This is a genomic window from Brevibacillus gelatini (genome assembly GCF_003710935.1).
GTDB classification, from domain to species: domain Bacteria; phylum Bacillota; class Bacilli; order Brevibacillales; family Brevibacillaceae; genus Brevibacillus; species Brevibacillus gelatini.
The window spans coordinates 44,596-68,913 of the sequence record NZ_RHHS01000020.1 but is presented as its reverse complement, the minus strand read 5'-3'; the positions used below and the strand labels follow the sequence as shown (position 1 = coordinate 68,913).

At 53.5% G+C, this 24,318-nt stretch carries 18 protein-coding genes and 2 riboswitches; of the genes, 17 read left to right on the top strand and 1 reads right to left on the bottom strand.

Features of this window, described 5'->3' with window-relative positions; translation table 11 throughout:
• Positions 1–133 precede the first annotated feature (133 nt).
• The 16 genes from EDM57_RS09340 (at position 134) to EDM57_RS09265 (ending at position 19,516) form a co-directional block, all read left to right on the top strand.
• Positions 134–1,087, top strand: coding sequence for an AAA family ATPase (locus EDM57_RS09340; protein WP_122904505.1), 954 nt, complete (start codon positions 134–136; stop codon positions 1,085–1,087).
• Positions 1,088–1,101: 14 nt separating this feature from the next.
• A complete protein-coding gene (locus EDM57_RS09335; RefSeq protein WP_122904504.1) occupies positions 1,102–2,307 on the top strand; it encodes a DUF58 domain-containing protein in 1,206 nt (401 codons plus the stop codon).
• A gap of 4 nt (positions 2,308–2,311) precedes the next feature.
• The gene (locus EDM57_RS09330; protein ID WP_122904503.1) at positions 2,312–4,546 is read left to right on the top strand and encodes a transglutaminase TgpA family protein; all 2,235 of its coding nucleotides are present in this window, start codon (positions 2,312–2,314) and stop codon (positions 4,544–4,546) included.
• A 20-nt stretch (positions 4,547–4,566) separates the two neighbouring features.
• Positions 4,567–4,669: riboswitch (purine riboswitch) on the top strand.
• Between the two features lie 227 nt (positions 4,670–4,896).
• Positions 4,897–6,435, top strand: coding sequence for a glutamine-hydrolyzing GMP synthase (gene guaA / locus EDM57_RS09325; protein ID WP_122904535.1), 1,539 nt, complete (start codon positions 4,897–4,899; stop codon positions 6,433–6,435).
• An 89-nt stretch (positions 6,436–6,524) separates the two neighbouring features.
• Positions 6,525–6,627: riboswitch (purine riboswitch) on the top strand.
• Between the two features lie 122 nt (positions 6,628–6,749).
• Complete coding sequence (locus EDM57_RS09320) at positions 6,750–8,126, top strand: NCS2 family permease (protein WP_122904502.1); 1,377 nt, start codon at positions 6,750–6,752, stop codon at positions 8,124–8,126.
• Positions 8,127–8,362: 236 nt separating this feature from the next.
• The gene (locus EDM57_RS09315; protein WP_122904501.1) at positions 8,363–9,901 is read left to right on the top strand and encodes a M1 family metallopeptidase; all 1,539 of its coding nucleotides are present in this window, start codon (positions 8,363–8,365) and stop codon (positions 9,899–9,901) included.
• 182 nt (positions 9,902–10,083) lie between these two features.
• A complete protein-coding gene (gene purE, locus EDM57_RS09310) occupies positions 10,084–10,572 on the top strand; it encodes a 5-(carboxyamino)imidazole ribonucleotide mutase (protein ID WP_005834709.1) in 489 nt (162 codons plus the stop codon).
• Positions 10,569–11,726 (top strand): 5-(carboxyamino)imidazole ribonucleotide synthase, encoded by a 1,158-nt coding sequence (purK, locus tag EDM57_RS09305; protein WP_122904500.1) that lies wholly within the window; start codon positions 10,569–10,571, stop codon positions 11,724–11,726. The genes purE and purK overlap by 4 nt, the downstream gene beginning before the upstream one ends.
• Before the next feature lie 2 nt (positions 11,727–11,728).
• On the top strand, positions 11,729–13,024 hold the full coding sequence (gene purB, locus EDM57_RS09300; protein ID WP_122904499.1) for an adenylosuccinate lyase: 1,296 nt from the start codon (positions 11,729–11,731) through the stop codon (positions 13,022–13,024).
• A 234-nt stretch (positions 13,025–13,258) separates the two neighbouring features.
• Complete coding sequence (locus tag EDM57_RS09295) at positions 13,259–13,774, top strand: sigma-70 family RNA polymerase sigma factor (RefSeq protein WP_122904498.1); 516 nt, start codon at positions 13,259–13,261, stop codon at positions 13,772–13,774.
• A gap of 143 nt (positions 13,775–13,917) precedes the next feature.
• A complete protein-coding gene (locus EDM57_RS09290; protein WP_122904497.1) occupies positions 13,918–14,616 on the top strand; it encodes a response regulator transcription factor in 699 nt (232 codons plus the stop codon).
• Complete coding sequence (locus EDM57_RS09285) at positions 14,613–15,629, top strand: sensor histidine kinase (RefSeq protein WP_122904496.1); 1,017 nt, start codon at positions 14,613–14,615, stop codon at positions 15,627–15,629. The genes EDM57_RS09290 and EDM57_RS09285 overlap by 4 nt, the downstream gene beginning before the upstream one ends.
• 69 nt (positions 15,630–15,698) lie before the next feature.
• A complete protein-coding gene (locus EDM57_RS09280) occupies positions 15,699–16,469 on the top strand; it encodes an ABC transporter ATP-binding protein (protein WP_122904495.1) in 771 nt (256 codons plus the stop codon).
• Positions 16,444–18,333: an FtsX-like permease family protein gene (locus EDM57_RS09275; RefSeq protein ID WP_122904494.1), complete on the top strand. Its 1,890-nt coding sequence runs from the start codon at positions 16,444–16,446 to the stop codon at positions 18,331–18,333. The genes EDM57_RS09280 and EDM57_RS09275 overlap by 26 nt, the downstream gene beginning before the upstream one ends.
• An 81-nt stretch (positions 18,334–18,414) precedes the next feature.
• Entirely contained in the window at positions 18,415–18,885 is a 471-nt protein-coding gene (locus EDM57_RS09270) for a nucleoside deaminase (protein WP_122904493.1), read from the top strand.
• Positions 18,886–19,156: 271 nt separating this feature from the next.
• Complete coding sequence (locus tag EDM57_RS09265) at positions 19,157–19,516, top strand: response regulator (protein WP_122904492.1); 360 nt, start codon at positions 19,157–19,159, stop codon at positions 19,514–19,516.
• 199 nt (positions 19,517–19,715) lie between these two features.
• Here EDM57_RS09265 and EDM57_RS09260 read toward each other — a convergent pair whose 3' ends face one another.
• Complete coding sequence (locus tag EDM57_RS09260) at positions 19,716–20,864, bottom strand: response regulator (RefSeq protein WP_122904491.1); 1,149 nt, start codon at positions 20,862–20,864, stop codon at positions 19,716–19,718.
• 156 nt (positions 20,865–21,020) lie between these two features.
• Between EDM57_RS09260 and EDM57_RS09255 the strand changes: the two genes are divergently transcribed.
• Complete coding sequence (locus EDM57_RS09255) at positions 21,021–24,143, top strand: hybrid sensor histidine kinase/response regulator (protein ID WP_122904490.1); 3,123 nt, start codon at positions 21,021–21,023, stop codon at positions 24,141–24,143.
• The last annotated feature ends 175 nt before the right edge of the window (positions 24,144–24,318 follow it).

Below are 24,318 nucleotides of genomic sequence, written 5' to 3'. Positions count from 1 at the left end.
CTCCTATTTCCATCTATTACTTTAAAGTTACACTGCTGTATTCCAGATAGACGGTACAAGGGAAATCGGGCAATATAGACGTTTTTGTTACATGCTTGATGGAAGATTAAGATGGAACAGGAGATGTATGAAAATGAACCCAATTAAATTGGAACAAATGCACCCTGCAATTGCAAAGTTGATCGATAATATAGAGAAAGTTCTGATAGGGAAACGCTCCGTGATTGAGATGATGGTCGCGGCTGTTTTGGCAAACGGACATGTTTTGCTGGAGGATGTTCCGGGTGTGGGAAAGACGATGTTGGTACGTGCTTTGGCCAAGTCGATCGGGGGCGAATTCAAGCGTATCCAGTTCACGCCTGATTTGCTGCCGACAGATGTAACAGGGGTAGCAATCTTCAACCAGCAGACGATGCAGTTTGAGTTTCGGCAAGGACCGCTTTTTGCAAACGTTATTTTGGCGGATGAAATCAACCGGACTTCTCCGAAGACCCAGTCAGCCTTGCTGGAAGCAATGGAAGAACGGTCTGTTACCGTAGATGGCGCGACTTATCGGCTGGCCGATCCGTTTTTTGTGATGGCTACCCAAAACCCGTTGGAATACGAAGGGACATTTCCACTGCCAGAGGCGCAGTTGGACCGCTTCCTGATGCAATTGCGCCTGGGCTATCCGACCGTGGAAGAAGAGATGCGCATGCTCTCCAGATTTTCCGAGGTGAACCCGCTCGCTCAGCTTGAGCCGGTGATGACGGCAACTGACTTGGTGCAGCTGCAAAAAGAGGCAGCATCCGTCAAGGTTTCCGAGGGAGTCAAAGAGTATATTGTACGACTGTGCCACCGCACGCGTGACCACCATCATATTTACCTTGGGGTCAGTCCAAGGGGTTCTCTCGCCCTCTACAAAGCCGTTCAGGCACTGGCTTTTGTGCGGGGAAGGGATTACGTCATTCCGGACGATGTCAAGGAACTGGTGCCGGTCGTATTCGCCCATCGGATGATCGTGAAGCCGGAAGCACGTCTGGAAGGAGCAACCGTTGATCGGGTATTGACTGTCATTTTGGCCGAAACCCGCGTTCCGGTGAGCTGAGGCGGTGACTGCGAATGAAACAACAAAGATGGGGTAAGCTCAAAGCGCTCCTGCTTGTGGCAATCACCTACGTGTTTGCCAAGTTTCAGGGTGGCTTTTCCAGTTGGTTTCTCTTTTACAGCAGTCTGGTGTTCCTCGTTTATGAGGTTCCGGCCTATTTTCTGATGTTCTCGACGCTGGAGGTAGAGCGGGTGATCGACCGCAATCGGTTGCAGGACGGCGAGGATGTCGTGGTAACTGTGCGCCTGCGTCGAAAAATCCGTTTTCCGCTGGGCTGGCACATGATCGTGGAACCTTTGCCAGAGCGGCTGGCAGGGGTATATGAGCCGCATAGGCAACTGATTTTTCCCTGGTTTAAAAAAGAAATGGAGTTTCGCTATGTCATACCGAGTCTTCCGCGAGGATTTTACCGGCTGGATCAGTGCGTAGTGAGCGGCGGAGATTTTTTTGGGTTCTGCGTGCGGCGCAAAGTCTTTTCGTTTCCCCAGGAAATTCTCGTTTATCCGCGGTATAAGGAAGTGACGCACTGGGCTTTGGGAGACGGCAGCTTTAGCGGCAACGTTCACGTGTCGCACCGACGCTCCGATGATATTGCTGCCGTGAGGGGTGTGCGCGAATATCAGCGCGGTGATCGCCTGAGTCAGATTCATTGGCGCGCATCTGCAAGGGGAACAGGCTTGAAGACGAAGGAATTTGAGCATCAGGCGATGAACCAGGCCGTTTTTTTCCTCGATGTGGAAAAGGAGAGTTATCAAGGGCAGCCGACGCAGTTGTTTGAGACGGCGGTAAAGCTGACGGCGAGCCTGATTGCCTATGCCAATCGCAACCAGTATCAATACGGGCTGGTGTACAAGCAAAATGAACGCATTTCGATTGCTCCCGCACTGTCTCATCCCCATTTTCTTCGCGTCTTCGATCAATTGGCTCGGGTTATGCCTACGGGCAGCGAGCCGTTTTCGCGGGTTGTGGGACGTGAGGCGCTGGAGCAGCAGCAGGGCGTGACGCTGATCGTCGTGACGCCGAGCGTGGAAAAAGACCTGGTTCACCGTTTGATTGCTTTGGCGCAAAAAGGCAGAAGAGTGCAGTTGTTCCATGTACATGCTGAAGCCGTCATTTCGCAAGAGCACAGACGTGCCTTGCAATTGCTGAGCGGAAGCAAAGTTGTGTGTACGTCTGTCCATATCGAAGAACATGAGCGGAAGCAGATGGGAGGTGCGTAGAGGCATGAGTGTGTGGAAGCGATCGACGATATGGCAATGGATCTCGGCCCTTTTGCTGTTTTTCATGCTAAGAGAGTGGCTGCTCCCGTTACAGGAGTTGACGGATACGGGTGTGTTGTGGCCGTTCCTGGTCATTGTGGCGGGTGTGCTCGTGATCGACGTAGCGATTCCGCACAGGTGGGCTACGTTGCCGCTCAAGGTGCTGGGTCTGCTTTGGCTGCTGCATGCTACGCTATTCGATGCACCGCTGTTTGCCACGGATTGGCTGGCGGAGCTGTATCGGCACATCGTGCATGACCTTCCGCTGGCGTTCCGGCAGGACTGGGGGGCCATGTCCATTTTGTCGCGCAACGCTTTGTTTGACACCATGCTGCTTGTCTTGATTACCATGCTCACCTATCTCGTGCTGGAGCAAAGACAAGGGCTGTGGTTTGTATTTTTGACCGAGCTGTACCTGGCGGTGCTCGATACGTTCCTGCCTTACGACGCCAGCGCTGGAATTGTGCGGACGCTGATCTTTGGCTTTTTGCTGCTTTCTGTCAGCCATCTGATGAGAATGACCAGCATGGCGACGGTGACAGAAAAAAGAAGCCGCATTCTGTTCGGTTCTCTGCTGGCCTCTTTGCTGGTCATTATGATTAGTGTCGGTATCGGGTATGCAGCACCCAAAAAAGCCGCAAGCTGGCCTGATCCAATCGCCTTTTTGCTGGGAAGTGGCATGGAAGGCTCGCCTGCTGTCATGAAAAAAGTCGGCTACGACAACAATGACGAGCGATTGGGCGGCCCTTTCCAGCAGGACAATACACTCGTGTTTACGGCGACAACCAATGAACGCAGCTATTGGCGCGGGGACTCCAAGGACGTCTACACAGGCGTAGGCTGGGAAAAGGGAGAGCGCGAGTACGAGGCGATTCTGGACCCGCAAAATTACGAGTGGAAAAACGAGCTGTTCCGCGGCCTGGAAACGAAAAAGGTCGAAGCTACTTTGCAGTTCAATGGCCCGCAGCAGTTTGCTACTGTCTTTTATCCCGGCCAGCTGAACAAAATGAGCAATTACGCTCCGCCAAATGCTACGGTCGTCTACGACAAGCAGAACCAGCAGCTTGAGGTCCGCGCAGGAAAAATCAATTTAATCAGGGCGACGGGCGAAAATGGACGGAAAGAGTACGGACCGAATACGCTGCTGCTCAAGCTGAATCAGTACAAGCTGGACGCAGAGGTGCCGATTGTCAGCGAAAAAGCTGTCATCGCGGCCGGAACCGATTATCCGGACGAGATCAAGGAGCGCTATTTGCAGCTTCCCGCGAATTTGCCGCCGCGTGTGAAGGAACTGGCACAAAGCGTGACCAAAAATGCCAAGACTCCTTATGAAAAAGTAAGGGCGATCGAGAATTACTTGCGAACGAGTGGAAAATATAAGTATGAAACAAAGGATGTGCCTGTCGCTGCAGAAGGGCAAGATTTTGTCGATCACTTTCTGTTTGAAAGCATGCGGGGATACTGCGATCATTTTTCTACCTCGATGGCGGTCATGCTCCGCTCCCTCGACATCCCGACTCGTTGGGTAAAAGGCTTCGCTCCAGGCCAGAGAGTGGGCAGCGACGAGAAAAACCGCGACATCATGGAAGTTCGCAACAAAGACGCCCATTCGTGGGTAGAGGTGTATTTTCCGGGGTACGGCTGGATTCCGTTTGAAGCAACCAGCACCTTTGTCTCGCCTGTACGCTTCAACTACGATTTGCGGACATCGCAGCCGCAGCTTCCGATTCCGGTGCCCGATCTGGGGAATCAAACTTCGCCAGACCGGGGAGACGGACGGTTTGACAGGCTGGAAGAGGGGGACGCGATTCCGCAGAAACGCTTTTCGATCCCTTGGCAGGTAAATGTGGCGCTTTTGGGAGTGGCGGCGGGCGCAGGCTTCCTGGCTTGGCGGCGCAGAAAAGAGATTCAAATATGGTGGCTCCGAAGACAGATTGATCTGGATAAAAGCAACAAGTATACGGATCGCTTCAACTTGCTGCTCCGCGTGATGGAGCGGGTGTACACAAGACGGCAGTCCGGCGAGACTCTGCGGGAGTACGCGAGCAGAATTACGATTCCGGCAGACAAGCGGCAAGACCTGCGCTACCTGACGGAAATGTACGAGCGGACCGTTTACGGCTACAAGGAACTGGAGCAGAAGGCACGGTCAGTGGCAGAGCAGCTGATCGAGAGATTGCTCCGTCAACTGAAGCCTTGAACAAAGCCGTCCCATCTGCTAGAATGACGATCAATGAGTCTCGTATAATTATCAGGAATATGGCCTGAGAGTTTCTACCGCTAAACCGTAAATTTGGCGACTACGAGGAGAGCACTTCGGATTTTTGTACATGCAACCGCACATGTGTACACAAGCTGGGACGCTGCCTCCGTATGAAAGATCGGAGTCACCGTCCCGGTTTTTTTGCAAAGATGCGACAATTTTCGCGGATATGCCTGTATGCAAGAACCGAGGGAAGCGGAAACTGCTTTATCATGCATCGAGCGAGGATGTCGGCAAAATGGGGCCGGCACCTGCAAGTCCTGTTGGTACAGGAGAAGGGGGATATGATGGACAAGTCATTGGAAATGGTCGTCGTACTTGATTTCGGAGGCCAGTACAATCAGTTGATCGCACGTCGCGTTCGCGATCTGGGTGTCTACAGCGAGCTCATGCCGTTCAATACGCCTGTAGAAAAAATCAAGGAAATGCAGCCAAAAGGGATTATTTTCTCCGGTGGACCTGCGAGCGTGTACGAAGAGGGAGCGCCAAAGGTCGATCCGGCCATTTTTGAGCTCGGTCTGCCAATCCTGGGCATTTGCTACGGTATGCAGCTGATGAGCCACATGCTGGAAGGAAAAGTAGAGCGTGCGGGCAAACGCGAGTATGGAAAAGCCGAACTGCGCCTGCAAAATGCGCACAGCCTGTATGAAAAATGGGATGCGAACGAAATCGTCTGGATGAGCCACTCTGATAAAGTAGTGGAGCTGCCGACCGGATTCCAGGTGGATGCGGTAAGCGACAGCTGCCCGGTAGCGGCGATCAGCCATCCTGAGCGCAAGCTGTACGGTGTGCAGTTTCACCCGGAAGTACGCCATACCGTCAAAGGAAACGAGTTCATCGGCAACTTCCTGTTCAACGTGTGCGGCTGCAAGCCTACGTGGAGCATGACGACGTTCATCGAGGACGAGCTGGTGCGCATTCGCGAAACAGTCGGCGACAAGAAAGTGCTGTGTGCGCTGAGCGGCGGCGTTGATTCCTCTGTCGTTGCGGCACTGATTCACAGAGCAATTGGCGACCAGCTGACTTGCATGTTCGTAGACCACGGTCTTCTGCGCAAAGGCGAAGCGGAAAGCGTCATGGAGACTTTCGCTGAGAAATTCTCGATGAAAGTAATCAAGATCGACGCGCGCGAGCGTTTCCTGAACAAGCTGAAAGGCGTCACTGATCCTGAGCAAAAACGCAAAATTATCGGGAACGAGTTCATCTACGTTTTCGATGAAGAAGCAGGCAAACTGACAGACATGGACTTCCTCGCCCAAGGTACGCTGTACACGGACATCGTGGAGAGCGGAACGGCTACCGCGCACACGATCAAGTCGCACCACAACGTAGGCGGCTTGCCGGAAGACATGAAGTTCAAGCTGATCGAGCCATTGAAAACGCTGTTCAAGGACGAGGTTCGCAAATTGGGTACCGAGCTTGGTCTGCCTGACGAAATCGTTTGGCGCCAACCGTTCCCAGGTCCTGGTCTGGGTATTCGCGTTTTGGGTGAGGTTACAGAAGAGAAACTGGAGATCGTTCGGGAATCCGATGCAATTTTGCGCGAAGAGATTGCCAAGGCAGGTCTTGATCGGGAGATTTGGCAATACTTCACAGCTCTGCCGAACATGACGACAGTAGGCGTAATGGGCGATGTGCGCACCTACTCCTACACAGTCGGGATTCGCGCCGTAACCTCCATCGACGGCATGACAGCCGACTGGGCACGCATTCCGTGGGATGTTCTCGAAAAAATCTCCACGCGCATCGTGAACGAAGTCGACAACGTAAACCGCGTTGTGTACGATATTACCTCCAAACCACCAGCAACAATTGAGTGGGAATAAGATAAATCCGGATGTTCGTCTAAAATAAAAAATGAACGTTCGTATTTTTCGTTGACATTCCATATGTCACCTGATACACTTCTCAATGTGACAGGTAAGATAGGAAGGTTCGTATATTCTTGAGAATATGGCTCAAGAGTTTCTACGAGGTCGCCATGAAACGACCTGGCTACGAACAAAATGTCGACGGGATACGAATTTGTTATCATTTTTGAAATTGTTCCCGGAGTGTTTTGTGAAGAGGCCAGGCGCATACTAGTAGCGTCCGGGCCTTTTTTTCATTACCTTATCCATAAGCATAGGGGGACTTTTCGGTGCGAAAGTATTTCGAGTTTGACAAACTGGGCACCAACTATCGCCGCGAAATCATCGCGGGCATCACTACCTTTTTGGCCATGGCGTATATTTTGGCAGTCAATCCATTCATGCTCAGCGGAGCGGATTTGCCAGCGGATTTGAAAGCAAACTACCCTGAGTTTGGCGCTGTGTTTACCGCAACAGCTCTGGCGGCGGCGATCGGTACGCTGCTCATGGGGATTCTCGGACGCTTGCCGATTGGACAGGCACCGGGGATGGGGCTGAATGCATTTTTCACCTACACCGTTGTATTGACCATGAACATTCCTTGGCAGCAAGCTTTGGCTGGGGTGTTTGTCTCTTGTACGATCTTTTTGATTCTGTCTTTGACCGGGGTTCGGGAAGCCATCATCAAGGCGATTCCGAAAGGGCTGAAATATGCCGTATCTGCGGGGATTGGGCTGTTCATCGCGTTCATCGGTCTGAAAAACGCAGGGATTGTAGTGGCAAACGACGCGACGTTTGTGGCGTTGGGCCATTTGGCTTTTTACAATGAAAACATGAAGCCGGAAGAAGTATTGGCAGCGAAAAATGCGCTGCTGGCGATTTTCGGTCTGATTGTCACCGTTGTTCTTTTGTCTCGCAAAGTCAATTCCGGTATTTTCATCGGGATGATTGTCACAGCAGTAGTCGGCATGATCTTCGGTCTGGTCAGCCTGCCGGAGCAAATCGTGTCCACACCGCCGAGCCTGGCGCCGACATTCGGTGCGGCGTTCCAATATCTCGGTGATCCTTCTGCCTTGTTCACTGTGAACATGCTGATTGTGGTACTGACATTTTTGTTCGTGGACTTTTTCGATGCGACAGGCACGTTGCTCGGTGTAGCCAGCCAAGCGGGACTTCTGAGAGAAGACGGCAACCTGCCGCGTCCGGGAAAAGCGCTCGCTTCCGATGCGATTGCCGGTATGGCTGGTGCGGTGCTCGGTACTTCTACGACGACCGCTTATGTTGAGTCGACAGCGGGGGTAGCAGCAGGCGGCCGATCCGGTTTTACCGCGGTTGTGACCGGGATCATGTTCCTGTTGGCCTTGTTCTTCTCGCCGTTGCTTTCGATCGTGACTCCGGCAGTTACCGCGCCTGCGCTCATCATTGTCGGCGTACTGATGGCTTCGCACATTGCACAGGTGGCCTGGAACGACCTGGACGAAGCGTTCCCGGCATTCCTGACCATCCTCTTGATGCCGCTGACTTACAGTATCGCAACAGGAATTGCCGCTGGCTTCATCGTCTATCCGGTGATGAAGGTTGTGAAAGGGAAAGCGCGTGAAGTGCATCCGGCGATGTACGTTCTGTTCTTTGTCTTCCTGGCCTACTTCATCTGGCTGCGCGAATAGGGTTTTTTGGAAAAAGGCTTCCCGTTTATTGGACGGGGAGCTTTTTGCTGTATTCGGACGTATTTGCCGAACAACAGGAAGGAATGCTATGGGAGGAACTTTCAGGCAAGGAACCTGTACATGGCACGTAAGATAGTAACAGGCTGGCAGTGGACTCGGGAACGACCGATTGCAAGGGATCTCGCTGGAACGCCAGCGTGACAAACAGCGAAAGCAGGCGAAGGCAGGGGATTGTCATGTGGCGCAAGGGTTGGGTGGTCAGCATGGTAGTGGGGATGGCTCTTGCAGGCATATTGTGGAGCAGCCCGTGGGCGGGACAAGCCGGGGCAGATGTAGCGGCGATTGCAAGTCCGGAGCAGACGCCAGCAGCGGTCACGTACAGCGCAGAGGTGTGGCTGGATATGAACGAGCGGGTCGTGACGGGCGTGCTTGCGGCCCGTTTTGTCCCGCAGGATGACAAAGCTTTTTTTCATCTGTATCCGAATGCTTTTGCCAAACAGGCGGACCTTGGCTCTGCAAACTGGGAGCATGTGCTCGGCAAGCAGCGAGAGCCGGGCGGCATCACCATCACAGCCGTCAAGGTGGATGGACGGGCGACGGGTGTTCACTACGAAGGACAGACGAACACACTGCTGCGCGTGCCGCTCCCTGAGAAAAAGCCGTCCGCCGGAACTGTCGTGGAGCTTGGCTTCCGGCTGCAGGTTCCTTACAACAACGGACGGCTTTCCTACCATGACCACGCGCTGTGGCTGGGGAACTGGCTGCCGATCCTCGCAGTCAAGGATAGCGGCGGCTGGCGGCTCGATCCGTACACGGCGATTGGCGATCCTTTTTACAGTGAAGTAGCCAACTATCATTTGCGCGTGCATTTGCCGGAAGGGTATCAGCTCGCTACGACGGGGCTGGAGAGTGCAGCCGTCGTCACGCAGACAAGGCCGCAGCGGCAAAGCATATATGAGCTGGATGCATGGAACGTTCGTGATTTTGCCATGGTCGTTATGGACGGCACGTACCAGTCGGTGGCCGGCAAGGTCGGGGAGACGATCGTTCGGACGTGGTCACAGCAGGGAGACGATCCGGAAGCGGTGAAAAGCTTGCACGAGACGGCCATGAAGGCGCTCGACTATTACGGGAAGCAGTTTGGCCCCTATCCGTACAAGGAGTACGATGTCGTCAAAACAGGCGGCTTTTTCGGGGGCATGGAGTACCCGAGTCTTGTCTTCATCGAGGAGGAATTTTTCAATACGCAGCACAACATGGGAGTCGCTGTCGTTGCGCATGAAACGGCCCATCAATGGTTCTACGGCATCGTCGGCAACGATGAGGTACGCGAGGCGTGGCTCGATGAGAGCTTGACTGACTACGCGACGATGGCGTTTTTGCAGGAAAAGGACCCGCAGCGGGCGCAGGCGTACATTCGGCTGAGACAGGGCCAGTCCCGCGCTGCCGAAGCGTATGCCAGACGAGGGATTTCCGCCGCGATGAGTGTGGCGGCCTTCCCGGACTGGAAAAGCTACGACGAACTTGTGTACGGGCGCTCCGGCGTCATGTGGTGGACGCTGCGGGAAGCGTGGGGGGCCGAGCGAGTGAATCGGATTTTGCGGCAGTACGTGAGCGAGCACCAGTACAAGCTGGCGAGCGGCGGCCAGATCAAGGAGCTGGTCTCGTCGGCAGCCGGGGCAGATGCAACGCCGTTTTTCGACTATTGGCTGAACGTGCGGCTGGACTTGGCAGCGGCAGCAAAAGAGTGGCTGGAAAAAGGGAAACACGAATGATGATAATAACCCCATTTTTAAATGTTCGGAATCGAGGTTGACAGGCAAACTTTCTCCCTGCTACACTGTGTATGTTGATAGCAAACGAGTACGAATAGCCCAGGCGATGAGTACGGCCGCGAACGCCGTTAGTCGGTTGGGTTTTCTTCTGAATGATACAAAACGTAGGGGGCGAATGGTTCATGCTACAGCCTTTGGTGGGCGTCATTATGGGCAGCACGTCAGACTGGGAAACGATGAAGGAAGCATGCGCAATTCTCGATGAACTCAAGGTGCCGTACGAAAAGAAGGTCGTTTCGGCGCACAGAACGCCTGACTTGATGTTTTCGTATGCCGAAAGCGCAAAAAGCCGCGGTCTGGAAGTCATCATTGCCGGAGCGGGGGGCGCAGCCCATTTGCCAGGCATGGTGGCGGCGAAAACGGAGCTGCCTGTGATTGGCGTGCCTGTGAAGTCGTCCAACCTGAACGGACTGGATTCGCTTTTGTCCATCGTGCAAATGCCAGGCGGGGTGCCTGTCGCTACTGTCGCCATCGGCAAGGCGGGCGCGATCAATGCGGGGCTGCTCGCTGCGCAAATTTTGGGGATCAAATACCCGGATGTGCAAGCGCGCTTTGTGGCAAGACGCGATGAGGTACGCAAAAAAGTGCTGGAGGCTGGCGAACTGGAATGACGACCAAACAGAGCAAGCAAATCAAACCAGGATCGACTCTCGGAATACTCGGCGGCGGACAGCTGGGCCGCATGATCGCTCTCGCTGGACGGGCGATGGGCTACCGCTTTGTAACGATGGACCCGACAGCAGATGCTCCGTGCGGCCAAACGGCGGACAAGCAAATTGTCGCCAGCTACGACGACGTGGAAGCAGCGATGCAGCTCGCCTCTGTGAGTGATGTCATCTCCTACGAATTTGAAAATGTAGACGCGCAGGTTGCGGAAGTGCTGGAAACCCACGCCTACGTGCCGCAGGGCAGCCGCCTGCTGCGGATTACGCAGAACCGGATCTCCGAAAAGACAGCGATTCGGGAAATCGGGATTCCGGTTGCAGCTTTTCGCGTAGTGAACAGCTTGCAGGACTTGCAGGCGGCTGTCGCTGAGCTGGGGCTGCCGGCTGTAATGAAAACGGCGACAGGGGGCTACGACGGCAAAGGGCAGTGGGTTTTGCGCAGCGAGGACGAGCTGGCGGAGGCGTACGAGACGCTGGCCAAGGCAGGAACAGAGCTGATCGTGGAACAGTTCGTGCCTTTCCAGATGGAGCTGTCCGTAATCGCCGCGCGCAATCCGGACGGGGAGCTGGCTGTGTTTCCGGCCGCGGAAAACATTCACCGCGAAAACATCCTGCACCTGAGCATCGTGCCAGCCCGCGTCCCGGCAGAAGTAAAGGCACGCGCAGAAGAAATCGCCCGCACGATTGTCGAAAAGCTCGACGTCGTGGGACTGATCGCGGTAGAAATGTTTTTGACCGCAGACGGACAACTGTACGTCAACGAGCTGGCGCCACGCCCGCACAACTCCGGCCATTACACGATGGACGCTTGCGTGACCTCGCAGTTTGAGCAGCACGTCCGGGCCGTTTGCAACTTGCCTTTGGGCTCGACAGAGTTGCTCTCTCCTGTCGTGATGGTTAATATTTTGGGAGAGCATCTGCAGCCTGTGCTGGAGCAAATCGACAAGCTGCCGCGCACGGCCAAGCTGCATTTGTACGGAAAGGCCGAGAGCAAGGCGAAGCGCAAGATGGGGCATATCAACGTGCTCGCCCCTACTGTGGAAGAAGCACTCAACCACATTGATGCACTGAAAATCTGGACGAATCCATCGGAGGTATAATCATGATCGAACGTTATTCCCGCCCGGAAATGCGCGCCATTTGGACGGAAGAAAGCAAATTCAATGCATGGCTGAAAGTAGAAATTCTCGCGTGTGAAGCATGGTCCAAGCTGGGTGTCATCCCGGAAGAGGACGTGAAAAAGCTGTGGGAAAAGGCCAGCTTTGACATTAACCGCATCTACGAGATCGAGGAAGAGACTCGTCACGACGTAGTGGCGTTTACCCGTGCCGTTTCTGAAACATTGGGCGAAGAAAAGAAATGGGTACACTACGGCCTGACCTCTACAGACGTGGTGGACACGGCGCTGTCTTACCTGCTGCGCCAGGCGAACGAGATTTTGGAAAAAGACATCGAGGACTTCATTGAAATTTTGGCGGAGAAAGCGCGCGAACACAAAGACACTGTCTGCATGGGCAGAACGCATGGCGTACACGCCGAGCCGACCACTTTCGGCTTGAAGCTCGCGCTGTGGCACGAGGAAATGAAGCGCAACCTGGCTCGTTTCCGCGCAGCAAAAAAAGAAGTGGCATACGGCAAAATTTCCGGCGCAGTCGGCACGTATGCGAACATCGACCCGTTCGTGGAAGCGTACGTTTGCGAAAAGCTGGGCCTGTCCCCGGCTCCGATCTCCACACAAACGCTGCAGCGTGACCGTCACGCCGAATACATGGCGACTTTGGCGCTGATTGCGACCTCGCTGGAGAAATTTGCAACGGAAATCCGCGGCCTGCAAAAGAGCGAAATGCGCGAAGTGGAAGAAGCGTTTGCCAAAGGTCAAAAAGGTTCTTCCGCCATGCCGCACAAACGCAACCCGATCGGCAGTGAGAACATTTGCGGTCTGGCGCGCGTCATCCGCGGACATATGCTGACTTCCTATGAAAATGTGTCCCTCTGGCACGAGCGGGATATTTCCCATTCCTCCGCAGAGCGCGTGATCCTGCCAGACGCGACACAGGCGCTGAACTACATGCTGCGCCGCTTCATGAACATCGTGAAAAACTTGACCGTGTTCCCGGAAAACATGAAGCGCAACATGGACCGCACTTTCGGTCTGATCTACTCCCAGCATGTCATGCTCAAGCTGATCGAAAAAGGCATGAGCCGCGAGCAGGCATACGACACTGTCCAGCCGCGCGCGATGCAAGCCTGGGCAGAGCAGCGCTCCTTCCGCGCTATCGTGGAGGAAGACGCAACTGTCAGCGCTACGTTGACCAAGGAAGAGCTGGACGAGTGCTTCGATTACCGTTATCACTTGAAACATGTGGATACGATTTTCAAGCGCCTTGGTTTGCTGTAACAAAGATAACAGGAACGCTCTCGCAGCATGCGGGGGCGTTTTTTATCGAAAAAATCAGCCCAGTCTGTAACCGAATGAATGACGCTGTCGTACCTACAGATGCAGCAGCTTACAAGCAGCCCATAAGTACCTTACAAAAGTGTAAGCTTCTTGAAATATAACTCGATGGTTCCTGCTTCTGATCCGTCTTACAATGAGAGCAACTCATACGGATCACGAAATGGGAGATCGAACATGACTACTGCAATCATTTATCCAAAACCGAATCAACGTCAAATTTACGAAGAATATTCTGCTAAAATATACCGCTACTTCCGCTACCGCGTGAAAAACGTCTGGGACGTGGAAGACCTGACAACGACTGTATTCATCAAGGTGTACTCGAAGCTCGATCAATACGACGGCCGCCATCCTTTTGGCGCCTGGATATTCCGAATTGCGCACAATGCGCTGATCGACCACATGCGCAAAAAAAAGGAGTGCCCGGTTGACCAGGAGACGTTCAGCACGCTTGCGGCTACTGACAAGCTGCCGGAGGAATGCGTGCTGACGCAGGAGACGACCGAGGGGCTGTGGCAAAAGGTACACGCGCTGACGACTGACCAGCGCAACGTCATTTCTTTGCGTTATCTGGCGGATTTGCGCATGAACGAAATTGCCGAGATTTTGGGCAAGACAGAAGCCTCTGTCAAAATCCTGCATTTTCGCGGCATCAAAAAACTGCAGAAAATGATGGAAGCAAAAGCTTGAGGGTGGGGAGTGTTCCACCCTTTTTCCATTGGGAAAAGCGAAGGCAGGCACGGGCAAAAGGCTGATGCAAATTGGCGCAGCCCAGTTTTCTAATGGTATAGTAAGGAAAGGAGTAGCAGGAGTATCGAGAGGAGTATGAGCGGATGTCTACGATCATGATTGTGGAAGACGACCCGAAAATCAACCAGCTTTTGCAAGAACAACTGGAAAAATACGGATTTCAAACGGTCAACGTGGAACATTTTGATCGTGTCATGGAAGTGTTCGTAAGCAAGCGGCCAGATTTAGTGCTATTGGACGTGAACTTGCCCAAATTCGACGGCTTTTACTGGTGCAGACAGATGCGGCAGGAGTCCAACTGCCCGATTTTGTTCATCTCCGCGCGGGAAAGCAAGATGGACCAGGTGATGGCGCTGGAAAACGGAGCGGACGACTACATTACCAAGCCGTTCGATTACGATGTCGTCCTCGCGAAAATTCGCAGTCAGCTTCGCCGCGCCTACGGCCAATACGCGGCGCAGGAAGGGGAGCGCACTGTGGAGGTCGCGGGGCTGAAGCTGTTTTTGGAGCGGATGGAGCTGTCGATAAACGATACGAAAATCGAGCTGAGCAAAAAAGAAGCGCTGCTGCTGGAAGCGCTGATGAACCAGTACCCGCGCGTCGTCAGCCGCGAGCGGCTGCTGGAAAAGCTGTGGGACGAGCAGTTCGTCGATGAAAACACGTTGAATGTGTACATCACGCGTGTGCGCGGAAAGCTGAAGGACATCGGGCTGGAAGGCGCGGTTGAGACTGTGCGTGGCTCCGGCTACCGTCTGAAAGCGACATGGGAGGACGGACAATGAAGCTGTTCCTTCGGGATCAATGGGCATTTGCCGCCTTTTTTCTCGTTCAGCTGATCTTGATGATTCTGATTTTTGCCATGGACGGGTACTGGAACGAATCGCTGATGATCTACGTCATGTTTCTCTCCGTCTTTTTTGCCGGGGCGTTTCTGGTCGTTCGCTATTTGACGCACCGTCTGATTTACCAGCGCTTGAGCAAGCCTGTAGAGTCGCTGGAAGAGCTGACGCAGACGTATGGCAACGCTGCACTGTGCCAGGCAATGGATGAGAAAAGCCTGGAGCAGTATCGGCTCTACAAGGAGCAGATTCACGCCTACGAAAACAAGCAGCGCGACTATACGACGTTTATCCAGCAATGGGTGCATCAGATGAAGACGCCGATCTCGGTCATCCACCTGTTGCTGCAAAACGAGGACGATCCGAAGGCCGAGAGCATCCGCGAAGAAGTCGACCGGATCAAGCGCGGATTGGAAACGGTGCTGTACATCGCGCGGCTGGACCGTTTTGAGCAGGACTTTTTGATCGAGCCGGTGTCGCTTCGCACGCTTGCGCAAAACGTGCTGGCGGAAAACAAGCGTTTGTTCATCCGCAACCAGGTGTACCCGGAGCTGAAAATCGAGCAGGACTGGCGGGTGGAGTCCGACGAAAAATGGCTGTCGTTTGTACTCAACCAGCTATTGACCAACGCCGTCCGCTATTCTGCGGGCAAAAGCAACAAGGTCACGATCCGCGCCTACGAACGCGGGCCGCATCTCGTCCTGGAGGTGCAGGATTACGGCATCGGGATTCCGCCGGAAGACATCCAGCGGGTGTTCAAGCCGTACTTCACAGGGGAAAACGGCCGCAAGTATCCGGAGTCGACCGGGATGGGGCTTTATTTGGTCAAGGAAATTTGCGGGCGGCTGCACCACAGTGTGGAAATGGAGTCGCGAGTGGGAGAAGGCACGACTGTGCGCATCGTCCTGTCCGCCGTAGTGCCAACCTTACAAGAACGTAAGAATGATGAAAGTTAATTCGATAGCTGGAAAACGCGCGTCCTCGTATAGTGGATAACGGGATGTCAGAGGAAAGGGGATAGACGTATGGAAATGCTTGCGGTGAACAGTCTGAGCAAAATATACGGAGGCAAAATCACATACCGCGCGTTGACGGATATCGATTTTTCTATTCGCAAAGGGGAATTTGTCGGTATCATGGGCCCATCGGGCAGCGGGAAAACAACGCTGCTGAACATGATCTCGACCATTGACTCTCCGACATCCGGGACTGTTCTTTTGAATGGAACGAATCCGCACTTGTTGAAAAAAGACAAGCTGGCGCTGTTCCGTCGCCGCGAACTGGGCTTTGTTTTTCAGGATTTCAACTTGCTCGATACATTGACGATTGGGGAAAACATCGTGCTGCCGCTTACGCTGGAAAATGTGAAGCTGCAAACGATGGAGGAAAAGCTGCAAAGCGTGGCTGCGAAGCTGGGAATCCAGGATATTTTGGACAAACGTACATACGAGGTGTCAGGTGGCCAGCGGCAAAAGACGGCAATCGCCCGTGCGATCATCCACTCCCCTTCGCTGCTGCTTGCCGATGAACCGACCGGCAATCTCGATTCCAAGTCTTCGCGGACGGTCATGGAGACGCTGGAAGCGATCAATAAAACAGACAATACGACGATGATGATGGTCACGCATGATCCGCTGGCAGCAAGCTACTGTCACCGGGTTATTTTTATCAAGGACGGACAGTTGCACAACGAAATGTACCGGGGCGAGAACCGCCAGGCGTTTTTCCAAAAGATTATTGACGCGCTGTCGTTCCTGGGAGGGAACACGTATGACCTTTCGACAATTCGCGTGTAATAATGTTTTGCGCAACAAACGCACCTATGCTGCCTTTTTTATGAGCAGCGTGTTTTCCGTGATGATCTTTTTCGTGTATGCGATGTTCATTTTTCATCCGGGAATTGTCGGGGAGGAAATTCATGAATCGGTTGCGACCGGGATGATCGTGGCGGAATATGTGATCTTCTTGTTCTCTTTCTTTTTTCTCTTCTATTGCGTCGGCGCTTTTTTGAAAAAGCGGGAGAAAGAATTCGGGATCTTGTTCATGCACGGCATGACGTCGCGGCAGCGCAACACGCTGATTTTCATGGAAAACATGCTCATCGGGATCGTCGCGATTGCCTTTGGCATCGGGCTTGGGATGGTGCTCGCCAAGCTGTTTTTCCAGTTCGCGGGCTTCCTGCTGGATGTAAAGGCGCTCGGCTTTTACCTCCCGTGGAAGGCGATTGGGCTGACGGTCGTTGCGTTTCTCATCCTGTTTGCTGCGATCTCGCTGTTTACGGTGCTGCTGCTTAGAAGCCGCAGCCTGCTGGAACTGTTGCAGGGCAGTCGGCGCCCCAAGCGGGAGCCCAATGCATCGATTGCGCTGTCGATTGTGGCAGTGGCGCTGTTGGGGATGAGCTATGCATTGGCGCTGACGGCGGATGGCATTTACGTGGTGGCGCTTGTGCTGCCTGTTACGGCTTTGACGATTGTCGGGACGTATTTACTGTTCACACAGCTTAGCGTGATCCTGATCGAGTTTTTGAAGAAGCGGCGCTTCATCTATTGGCGGCGCACGAATCTGTTGATGCTGTCAGATCTTTCATACCGGATGAAGGATAACGCGAGAATGTTTTTTTTGGTTTGCATCGTGTCGACGGTCGCCTTTTGCGCAATCGGGACGCTGGCGGCATTGGCCGGGTCGATCCAGGAGACGGTCGTGAAAACGAATCCGTTTGCGTTCGAATACCAGACCAAGGCCGAGAATGCCGACAAGGACACGCATTTGCGGTTGATTGAAAACAGCTTGCAGCAAGGGGGCTTTTCCTTCGAAAAGTACCAAGTGTCAATGCGGGTGCTTCCGGAACAGGTAAATGACGAGACGGTCGGGGTGGTCAAGCTGTCCGACTACAACCGTTTTGCGCGGGCGGCGAACTCACGTGAGCTGCAAATGGCCGACAACGAAGTGTTTATCTTGCTCAGGTGGTTAGGCGATACGGTCGAGGAACAGACGTTGCAGATCGGCGGGCAGGAGCTTGTGGTCAAAACGGACACGAAAATGAATCCATTGATTAACGGCATCGAATTTGCACGGCTGGCGGTTGTCCCGAACAACGTGTACGATCAGCTTCACGACTTGCAAGAGGAGCAACGCTTTGCCTACGATGTTCCGCGCTGGAAGGAAACGCAGGAGATCAGCCTCAAGCTGGAAGAGGAAATCGAGCATGATACGGAAACCTATTCATTTTCGGCTCGTGCCCCTGTCTTTCACCAGATGAAGCAGTTGGCGAACACGGGGCTGTTTATCGGGCTGTTCGTGGGCGTGCTGTTTTTTGTCGCGGCAGCCAGTTTCCTGTATTTCCGTTTGTATACGGACCTGGAAAACGACAAAAGGCATTTTGGAGCGATTGCCAAAATCGGTTTGACGGAGGCCGAGTTGACGAGAATTGTGACGATCCAGATCGCGTTGCTGTTTTTTGTGCCGATACTGGTTGCGATCATTCACAGCATGGTGGCGTTTGTCTCGCTGCAAAGCCTGCTGAAAGTCATGCTCGTGGCATCGGTCGTCAAGCCGACAGCCATCGTGCTGTGCAGCTTTGTGATCGTGCAGGCGGTCTACTTCTGGGTGATCCGCAATCGGTATTTGTTCCATTTGAAGCGTTCGATGAACTGGATATGAAGCGCGGGTCGTTTGGTTTCGCTAATGCCGCCAGACAAACTGGCATAGGATAAAAGAAGAGGTGCGCGAGGAGGGAACAGGATGGATCAGGATACGTGGATGGGGCAAGCCGTCCGCATTGCACTGGACAATGTGAAGGAAAGCCACGGCGGGCCTTTTGGAGCGATCATCATCAAAGACGGGCAAGTCGTCGGACGGGGCCGCAATGAAGTGACGGCGCTCAACGACCCGACTGCCCATGCGGAGGTGCAGGCCATTCGCGAGGCGTGCCGCAATCTGGGCACTTTTCAGTTGAGTGACTGCGAGCTGTATACGAGCTGCGAGCCGTGCCCGATGTGCCTGGGGGCGATTTACTGGGCAAGACCGCGGGCCGTGTACTATGCCTGCACGAAAGAAGACGCGGCCAGCGCCGGATTCGACGACCAGTTCATTTACGAGCAAATCATGCTGCCGCATGAAGAGAGAAGCATACCTTTCCGGCAAATTGAACTGGAGAACCGTCAAAGCCCGTTCATGGCATGGGTGCAAGCGGAGAAGCGGATTGAATATTGAAATGTCGTGGAAACGGCATGGTAGCCGCCTCGCAGCCTTTCGCTGTCAGCTTCGAAATTCCTCGTATACGTTTCGCACAATTAATCTTCTCCCCACTTGCCGACGGGCGGCGCTTCTTTTTCCATGTTCAGATTTTGTTCAGATTGTCCGATTAGAATGGAAAACTGAACAAAAGGGTCGATATACTCAATTGATCTACGGAGAAAGGCCTGTTTTTGGCGTGGTCGAAACTACGGCAACCCCATAGGTCGAGACAGGAGAAGTTATGTAGATGAGCAACATCATGATTGTGGACGATACAGCTTTTGCAAGAGCCATATTGAGGGAGATCGTGGAGTCGCTGGGTCTGGAAGTGACGGTGGAAGCAGATTCAGGGGAAGAAGCGGTCAAAAAATACGGATTGTACAAACCAAAGCTGGTTCTCATGGATATTTCCATGCCGGGGATGAACGGCATCAGCGCTTCCCGCAAGATTGTGGAGATGGACATGGAGGCGAAAATCATTATTTGCTCGGCTGTTGTGCGCCGGGATACAGTTATCAAGGCGGTTCAGGCGGGAGCGTGTGATTTTATCGCCAAGCCGCTGCAAAAAGAACGCGTCGAGTGGGCAGTGCGCAATGCGCTGGGATAGAGAGAAAGGACGCCATTTTTCGTTCGGCCGGGACAGAGGCGAATGGTGTCTTTGCATTTGTCTGCCAATCGGCAGGATAGCACGGCGGATAGCTGCAATGGCGACGATACACCTTGACTAAGCATGGAAATCGCAGGAAAACCCCTTCTCGACTCTCCGTTCGGGAAGGGGTTTTCCTGCGCTATCTGCGGGCCTTGTGTCAGGTAAGAGACGTACCCTTTTTCCACGCCGCAAACCACTTTGTAATGTCCGGATTCACGGCAGAATCGAGTTCCTGCTCCCAGCGGGACGTCAGCAGATGGTATTGCTCCTCGACAGCCGCGTGATCGCCCAGGGCGTCGTAAAGTTGCATCAGGGCAAAATAGCAATCTTCTTCCAGCGGGTGCAGTTGCTGGATTCGCTTGTTGACTCGGAAGGCTTCTTCAAGCTTGCCAGCTTCCTGATAAAAGCTGCTCATCTTTTTGGCGAGCTGCAACCATAGCCGGCGCAGGCGTTCCCGCTCGTATTCGGCCCACAAATAGTCGTAAGCGCCTAAGTAATCCCCGCTGTACATTGCAAGAACTTGCTCGTATTCCGCGATGTTGGCATGTGACGGTGGAGCCAGTTGCCCCAGGTGTTGCTCCCACTCGTCCACGTCAATCAGCGAGGATTCGACTGTCAGCCTGTAGCCTGCTTCCAGGTTGCCTTTGTTGATGCTTAACGTCTTGATGCCGTAGCGTTTCAAGGTTTGCCGGATCAAGTATACTGCCGTGTAGAGCTGGGGCAGCGCTTTTGACAAATCACAATCCGGCCACAGCAGCTCCAGCAAAGTCTCCTTGTCTACTGTTTTGTTGCGGTGATGAAGCAAATAGGCAAACAGCTCCCGCACTTTGTTGGTACGCCATTTGATCTCCTGCGGCTCCTGGTCGGACAGGTGAAACTGCAGGTGGTTAAAGCACTGGATCGAAACAAGCGGCTTGGTCTCCGGTGCTGTTGCTTGCGCAATTTTGATTTTTTCCCGCAGGCGATTGACGGTTTTCTCCAGCCGTTTCAACTGGACAGGCTTCATGATGTAGTCCAGCGCGCACAGCTCGAAAGCGTCTACTGCGTATTTGTCATAGCCGGTCACAAAGACGATTTCCGGAGAAGGGTCAGTATTTTGCAGCTGTTCCCCAATCTCCAGACCGTTTATTTGCGGCATGTTGATATCCAGAAAGACGACATCGGGGCAAAGTTTTGGTGTCATTTCAATCGCTTTGCTTGGGTCGGTAAACGTTCCGATTACCTTTATGGCGCCTATTTTTTGTTCGAGCATCATCTGCAGGTGCTGCAAAGGCAGTTGTTCGTCATCGACTAAGATCGCTTTCATCGACTTTCTCCTTCTTTAACGTCGCCTTGAATGCACAAATATTTCTCTTCATAATGAAATGCGACTAATGCTTGAAAAACTCCTTCTACTATTTGTAGACTTTAAAAGTTTTCAAAAAGTTGCTTTAATCGACTGAAAAAGGAATTGTGAAGGCTCATGATAAAAATTCAAGGAATACTGCAAAACAAATGGAAGTTGACTGTCATTGTTGGCTTATTTTTGCTGGTCATCACGATGATTCGGCTACTTTGGATTGCGCATCACGAGGTTCCAGTGCCGCACCAGGCCGTCGGTGGCGTGCTTGACCTTCGGGGCTGGGACTTCGAACAGGAGGAAATGGTTGCTCTCAGCGGCCAATGGGAGTTTTACCCTGGGCAATTGATCGTTCCAGGCGCGGAAGCCAAGGCAAAAAGTGCATTTTCCGGTCTGTCCCCCGGCTTGCTTTCGGTTCCGGGCGATTGGGGAGAGGCTGCCGGAAGCGGAGGGAGCACTGCTACACATCGCTACGGCACGTATCGCCTGCTGATTCAATTGGATGAGAACGCGCGCTTTCCGGCCGGGATTCATTTTCCCAAGATTCAGGGGGCTTCCCGCGTCTATGTGAACGGACAGTTGCTGGGGGAATCCGGGCATCCGGACGCGGACGAAAGCCGGATGGTTTTGCGCAACCTGCCGTACTCTGTCTTTTTCACCCCGGAACGCGGACAGCTTGAACTGGTCGTCCACGTCGCAAACAATGAAGCCTACCTGACTGGCGGGATTTTAAAGTCGGTTTTGTTCGGCAAACAGGCGGCCATCGACCAGCGTGTCTCGACCTCGCATTTCATGCAGCTGATGGTGTGCGTCGTTTTGGCTGTACACGCTGCCTATGCGATGATCGTCTATGCAGTCGGAGTGCGGCAACCGATTCTGCTGACCTTTGCCGCGCTGGTCAGCTCCGCCGTATGCTCGATCTTGGTCGATGATGACAAGCTGTTGTTTCAGGTGGTTCCGTACGATTATGAGCTGTCAGTCCGGTTGGTGTACATGGCCTATGCGACTGTTTATGCGATGCTGTTTGCTTTTGTCGCCCAGTTGCTCGGAAAAGCAGGCAAAACGAATCGCTGGTTTTATGTTTTGTGCTTGTTCGAAGTATTGTTGCTGATTTGTTTTCCGCCTGCATCGGTTGCCTGGCTGGTCAAAATCCTCCTGTTGTTCATTTCCTTTCCGGCAGGAATCATGGTGATTTCTATCATTTGGAAAACGGTCAGAACAGGAGACAAGGACGCTGTTTTTCTGCTGCTCGGTGCGTCGGGAATTGCCGCCAACATCGTCTGGGGCTCTCTCAAAAATCGGCTTCTGGTCGATCTGACGTTTTATCCGTTTGATTTCATCGCGGCGTTTCTCGCCTTTGGCACGTACTGGTTCATTCGCTATTTCCGCGCAACCGCCCGGACCGAGGAACTGGCAGCGAGGCTGCAGCGGGAGGATCAGAACAAGGATGCGTTTTTGGCAAATACGTCGCATGAACTGCGAAACCCGCTGCATGGCATCCTGAATATTGCGCAAACCGTGCTGGAGCGCGAACAGGGCAGGATGGACAACGAGAGCAAAAAACGGATGGAGATGATCGTGACGGCCGGGAAGCGCATGTTGTTATTGCTGAACGATTTGCTCGATGTGACGCGGTTAAAGGAGGGGCGTGTTCAGCTCGTGCCAAAAAGCGTCAGCGTGCAGACGGTCGCAACTGGCGTACTCGACATGCTGCGGCTGATGGAGGAAGGCAAGCCAGTGAAATTCATCCTCGCGATCCCGGAATCATTTCCGCTGGTGCTGGCCGATGAAAATCGCCTCGTGCAAATTTTGTTCAATCTCGCCCATAATGCAATGAAATACACGGAAGAAGGGACGATTACAATCGGGGCGAGCGTGCGGGAAGACAAGGCGTACATTTGGGTGGCAGATACGGGGATTGGCATGGACGAGGAAACACAGCAGCACATTTTTCAACCGTACGTGCAAGGACAACCAGGAGTGGCAGCAGTAGATGGGGGCATCGGTCTTGGCTTGGGCATTTGCAAGCAGCTTGTGGAGATGCACGGCGGTGAGCTGGAAGTGGCATCAACTCCGGGGCAAGGCTCTGTGTTCACGTTTTCTCTGCCCTTGATCCCGGAAGCAGTAGCGGAGACGGCATCTGCCGCAGAGTCGTCGCTGTTGGCACCTCCGCTGTTTACAGAGAGCGCAGAAGAGACGGGGGACACTCCTGAAAATGCTTCGTCTGACGACGGGGTGGTCATCGGTCGTCCGAAAATATTAGTAGTCGATGACGAACCGTTCAATTTGACTGTTTTGGAAAGTATTTTGCAGACGGAAGGATACGAAATTACCGGGGTGACGAGCAGCAAGGAGGCGTTGGAGCAGTTGGAGCGGGATCAGTGGGATCTCGCCATTGTTGATGTGATGATGCCGAACATGTCTGGCTACGAGCTGGCGCAGCTGATTCGCGCTCGCTACACCGTTTTGGAGCTGCCGATTTTGCTGCTGACGGCGCGCAGCTATCTGGAGGGCGTGGCCGCGGGCTTTTTGGCGGGGGCAAATGATTACGTCACCAAGCCAGTCGATCCGCTGGAGCTGAGAGCGCGAGTACGCTCACTGGTAGAGGTCAAGCAGTCCGACGAGGAACGGCTGCGCATGGAAGCCGCGTGGCTGCAGGCGCAAATCAAACCGCACTTTTTCTTCAATACACTAAATTCGATAGCGATTCTCAGCGAGTTGGACCCGCCGCGCATGCGCGAGCTGCTGTTGCAATTCAGCACGTATTTGCAAAGAAGCTTTGATTTCCAAAATGCGCAGCAAATCGTTCCGTTTGCACAGGAGCTGGAGCTGGTTCGCTCGTACCTGGCAATTGAGCAGGTGCGGTTCGGGGACAAGCTGCGTGTAGTCTGGAAGATCGATGAGGACAGTGATTTTTATCTGCCGCCGCTGACCATTCAGCCGCTTGTAGAAAATGCTCTCGTTCACGGCTTGCTGAACCGGATCGAAGGCGGGACCTTGACCCTTAGCGTGACGCATGACGGGGACGAGGTGGAAATCAAGGTGGAAGACGATGGCGTGGGCGTTGCGGAGGAGAGAGTGAAGGAACTGCTCGCGGGCGACAGGCAAACACGTAGAGGCGTCGGGCTGTTCAATACCGATTATCGCCTGAAGCAGCGATACGGCAAAGGGTTGCAGATCGAGAGCGGCGTGAATCGCGGCATGACGGTTTCTTTTCGCGTCCCGAAAATGCAAGGGACAAAGTAGCAAGGCAGTCCTAGAGTGGTTTGGCAGAGGAATCCGATCTGCTGAACCACTCTTTTTTTGCGTGCAGGTACAGGCATTTTGGCCCCTGCACGATTCGACAACGACAATCTGGCCAAAATAGCGCCGGATACAGGGAAAATGGACCTGTTCCCAATGGAAACCAAAAATTTTTCCG

Excerpts from the sequence above, each read along its gene's own strand:
- EDM57_RS09340 (WP_122904505.1), top strand. The coding sequence starts at position 134 with ATGAACCCAATTAAATTGGAACAAATGCACCCTGCAATTGCAAAGTTG.
- EDM57_RS09335 (WP_122904504.1), top strand. The coding sequence starts at position 1,102 with ATGAAACAACAAAGATGGGGTAAGCTCAAAGCGCTCCTGCTTGTGGCA.
- EDM57_RS09330 (WP_122904503.1), top strand. The coding sequence starts at position 2,312 with ATGAGTGTGTGGAAGCGATCGACGATATGGCAATGGATCTCGGCCCTT.
- guaA (WP_122904535.1), top strand. The coding sequence starts at position 4,897 with ATGGACAAGTCATTGGAAATGGTCGTCGTACTTGATTTCGGAGGCCAG.
- EDM57_RS09315 (WP_122904501.1), top strand. The coding sequence starts at position 8,363 with ATGTGGCGCAAGGGTTGGGTGGTCAGCATGGTAGTGGGGATGGCTCTT.
- purE (WP_005834709.1), top strand. The coding sequence starts at position 10,084 with ATGCTACAGCCTTTGGTGGGCGTCATTATGGGCAGCACGTCAGACTGG.
- purK (WP_122904500.1), top strand. The coding sequence starts at position 10,569 with ATGACGACCAAACAGAGCAAGCAAATCAAACCAGGATCGACTCTCGGA.
- purB (WP_122904499.1), top strand. The coding sequence starts at position 11,729 with ATGATCGAACGTTATTCCCGCCCGGAAATGCGCGCCATTTGGACGGAA.
- EDM57_RS09295 (WP_122904498.1), top strand. The coding sequence starts at position 13,259 with ATGACTACTGCAATCATTTATCCAAAACCGAATCAACGTCAAATTTAC.
- EDM57_RS09290 (WP_122904497.1), top strand. The coding sequence starts at position 13,918 with ATGTCTACGATCATGATTGTGGAAGACGACCCGAAAATCAACCAGCTT.
- EDM57_RS09285 (WP_122904496.1), top strand. The coding sequence starts at position 14,613 with ATGAAGCTGTTCCTTCGGGATCAATGGGCATTTGCCGCCTTTTTTCTC.
- EDM57_RS09280 (WP_122904495.1), top strand. The coding sequence starts at position 15,699 with ATGGAAATGCTTGCGGTGAACAGTCTGAGCAAAATATACGGAGGCAAA.
- EDM57_RS09275 (WP_122904494.1), top strand. The coding sequence starts at position 16,444 with ATGACCTTTCGACAATTCGCGTGTAATAATGTTTTGCGCAACAAACGC.
- EDM57_RS09270 (WP_122904493.1), top strand. The coding sequence starts at position 18,415 with ATGGATCAGGATACGTGGATGGGGCAAGCCGTCCGCATTGCACTGGAC.
- EDM57_RS09265 (WP_122904492.1), top strand. The coding sequence starts at position 19,157 with ATGAGCAACATCATGATTGTGGACGATACAGCTTTTGCAAGAGCCATA.
- EDM57_RS09260 (WP_122904491.1), bottom strand. The coding sequence starts at position 20,864 with ATGAAAGCGATCTTAGTCGATGACGAACAACTGCCTTTGCAGCACCTG.
- EDM57_RS09255 (WP_122904490.1), top strand. The coding sequence starts at position 21,021 with ATGATAAAAATTCAAGGAATACTGCAAAACAAATGGAAGTTGACTGTC.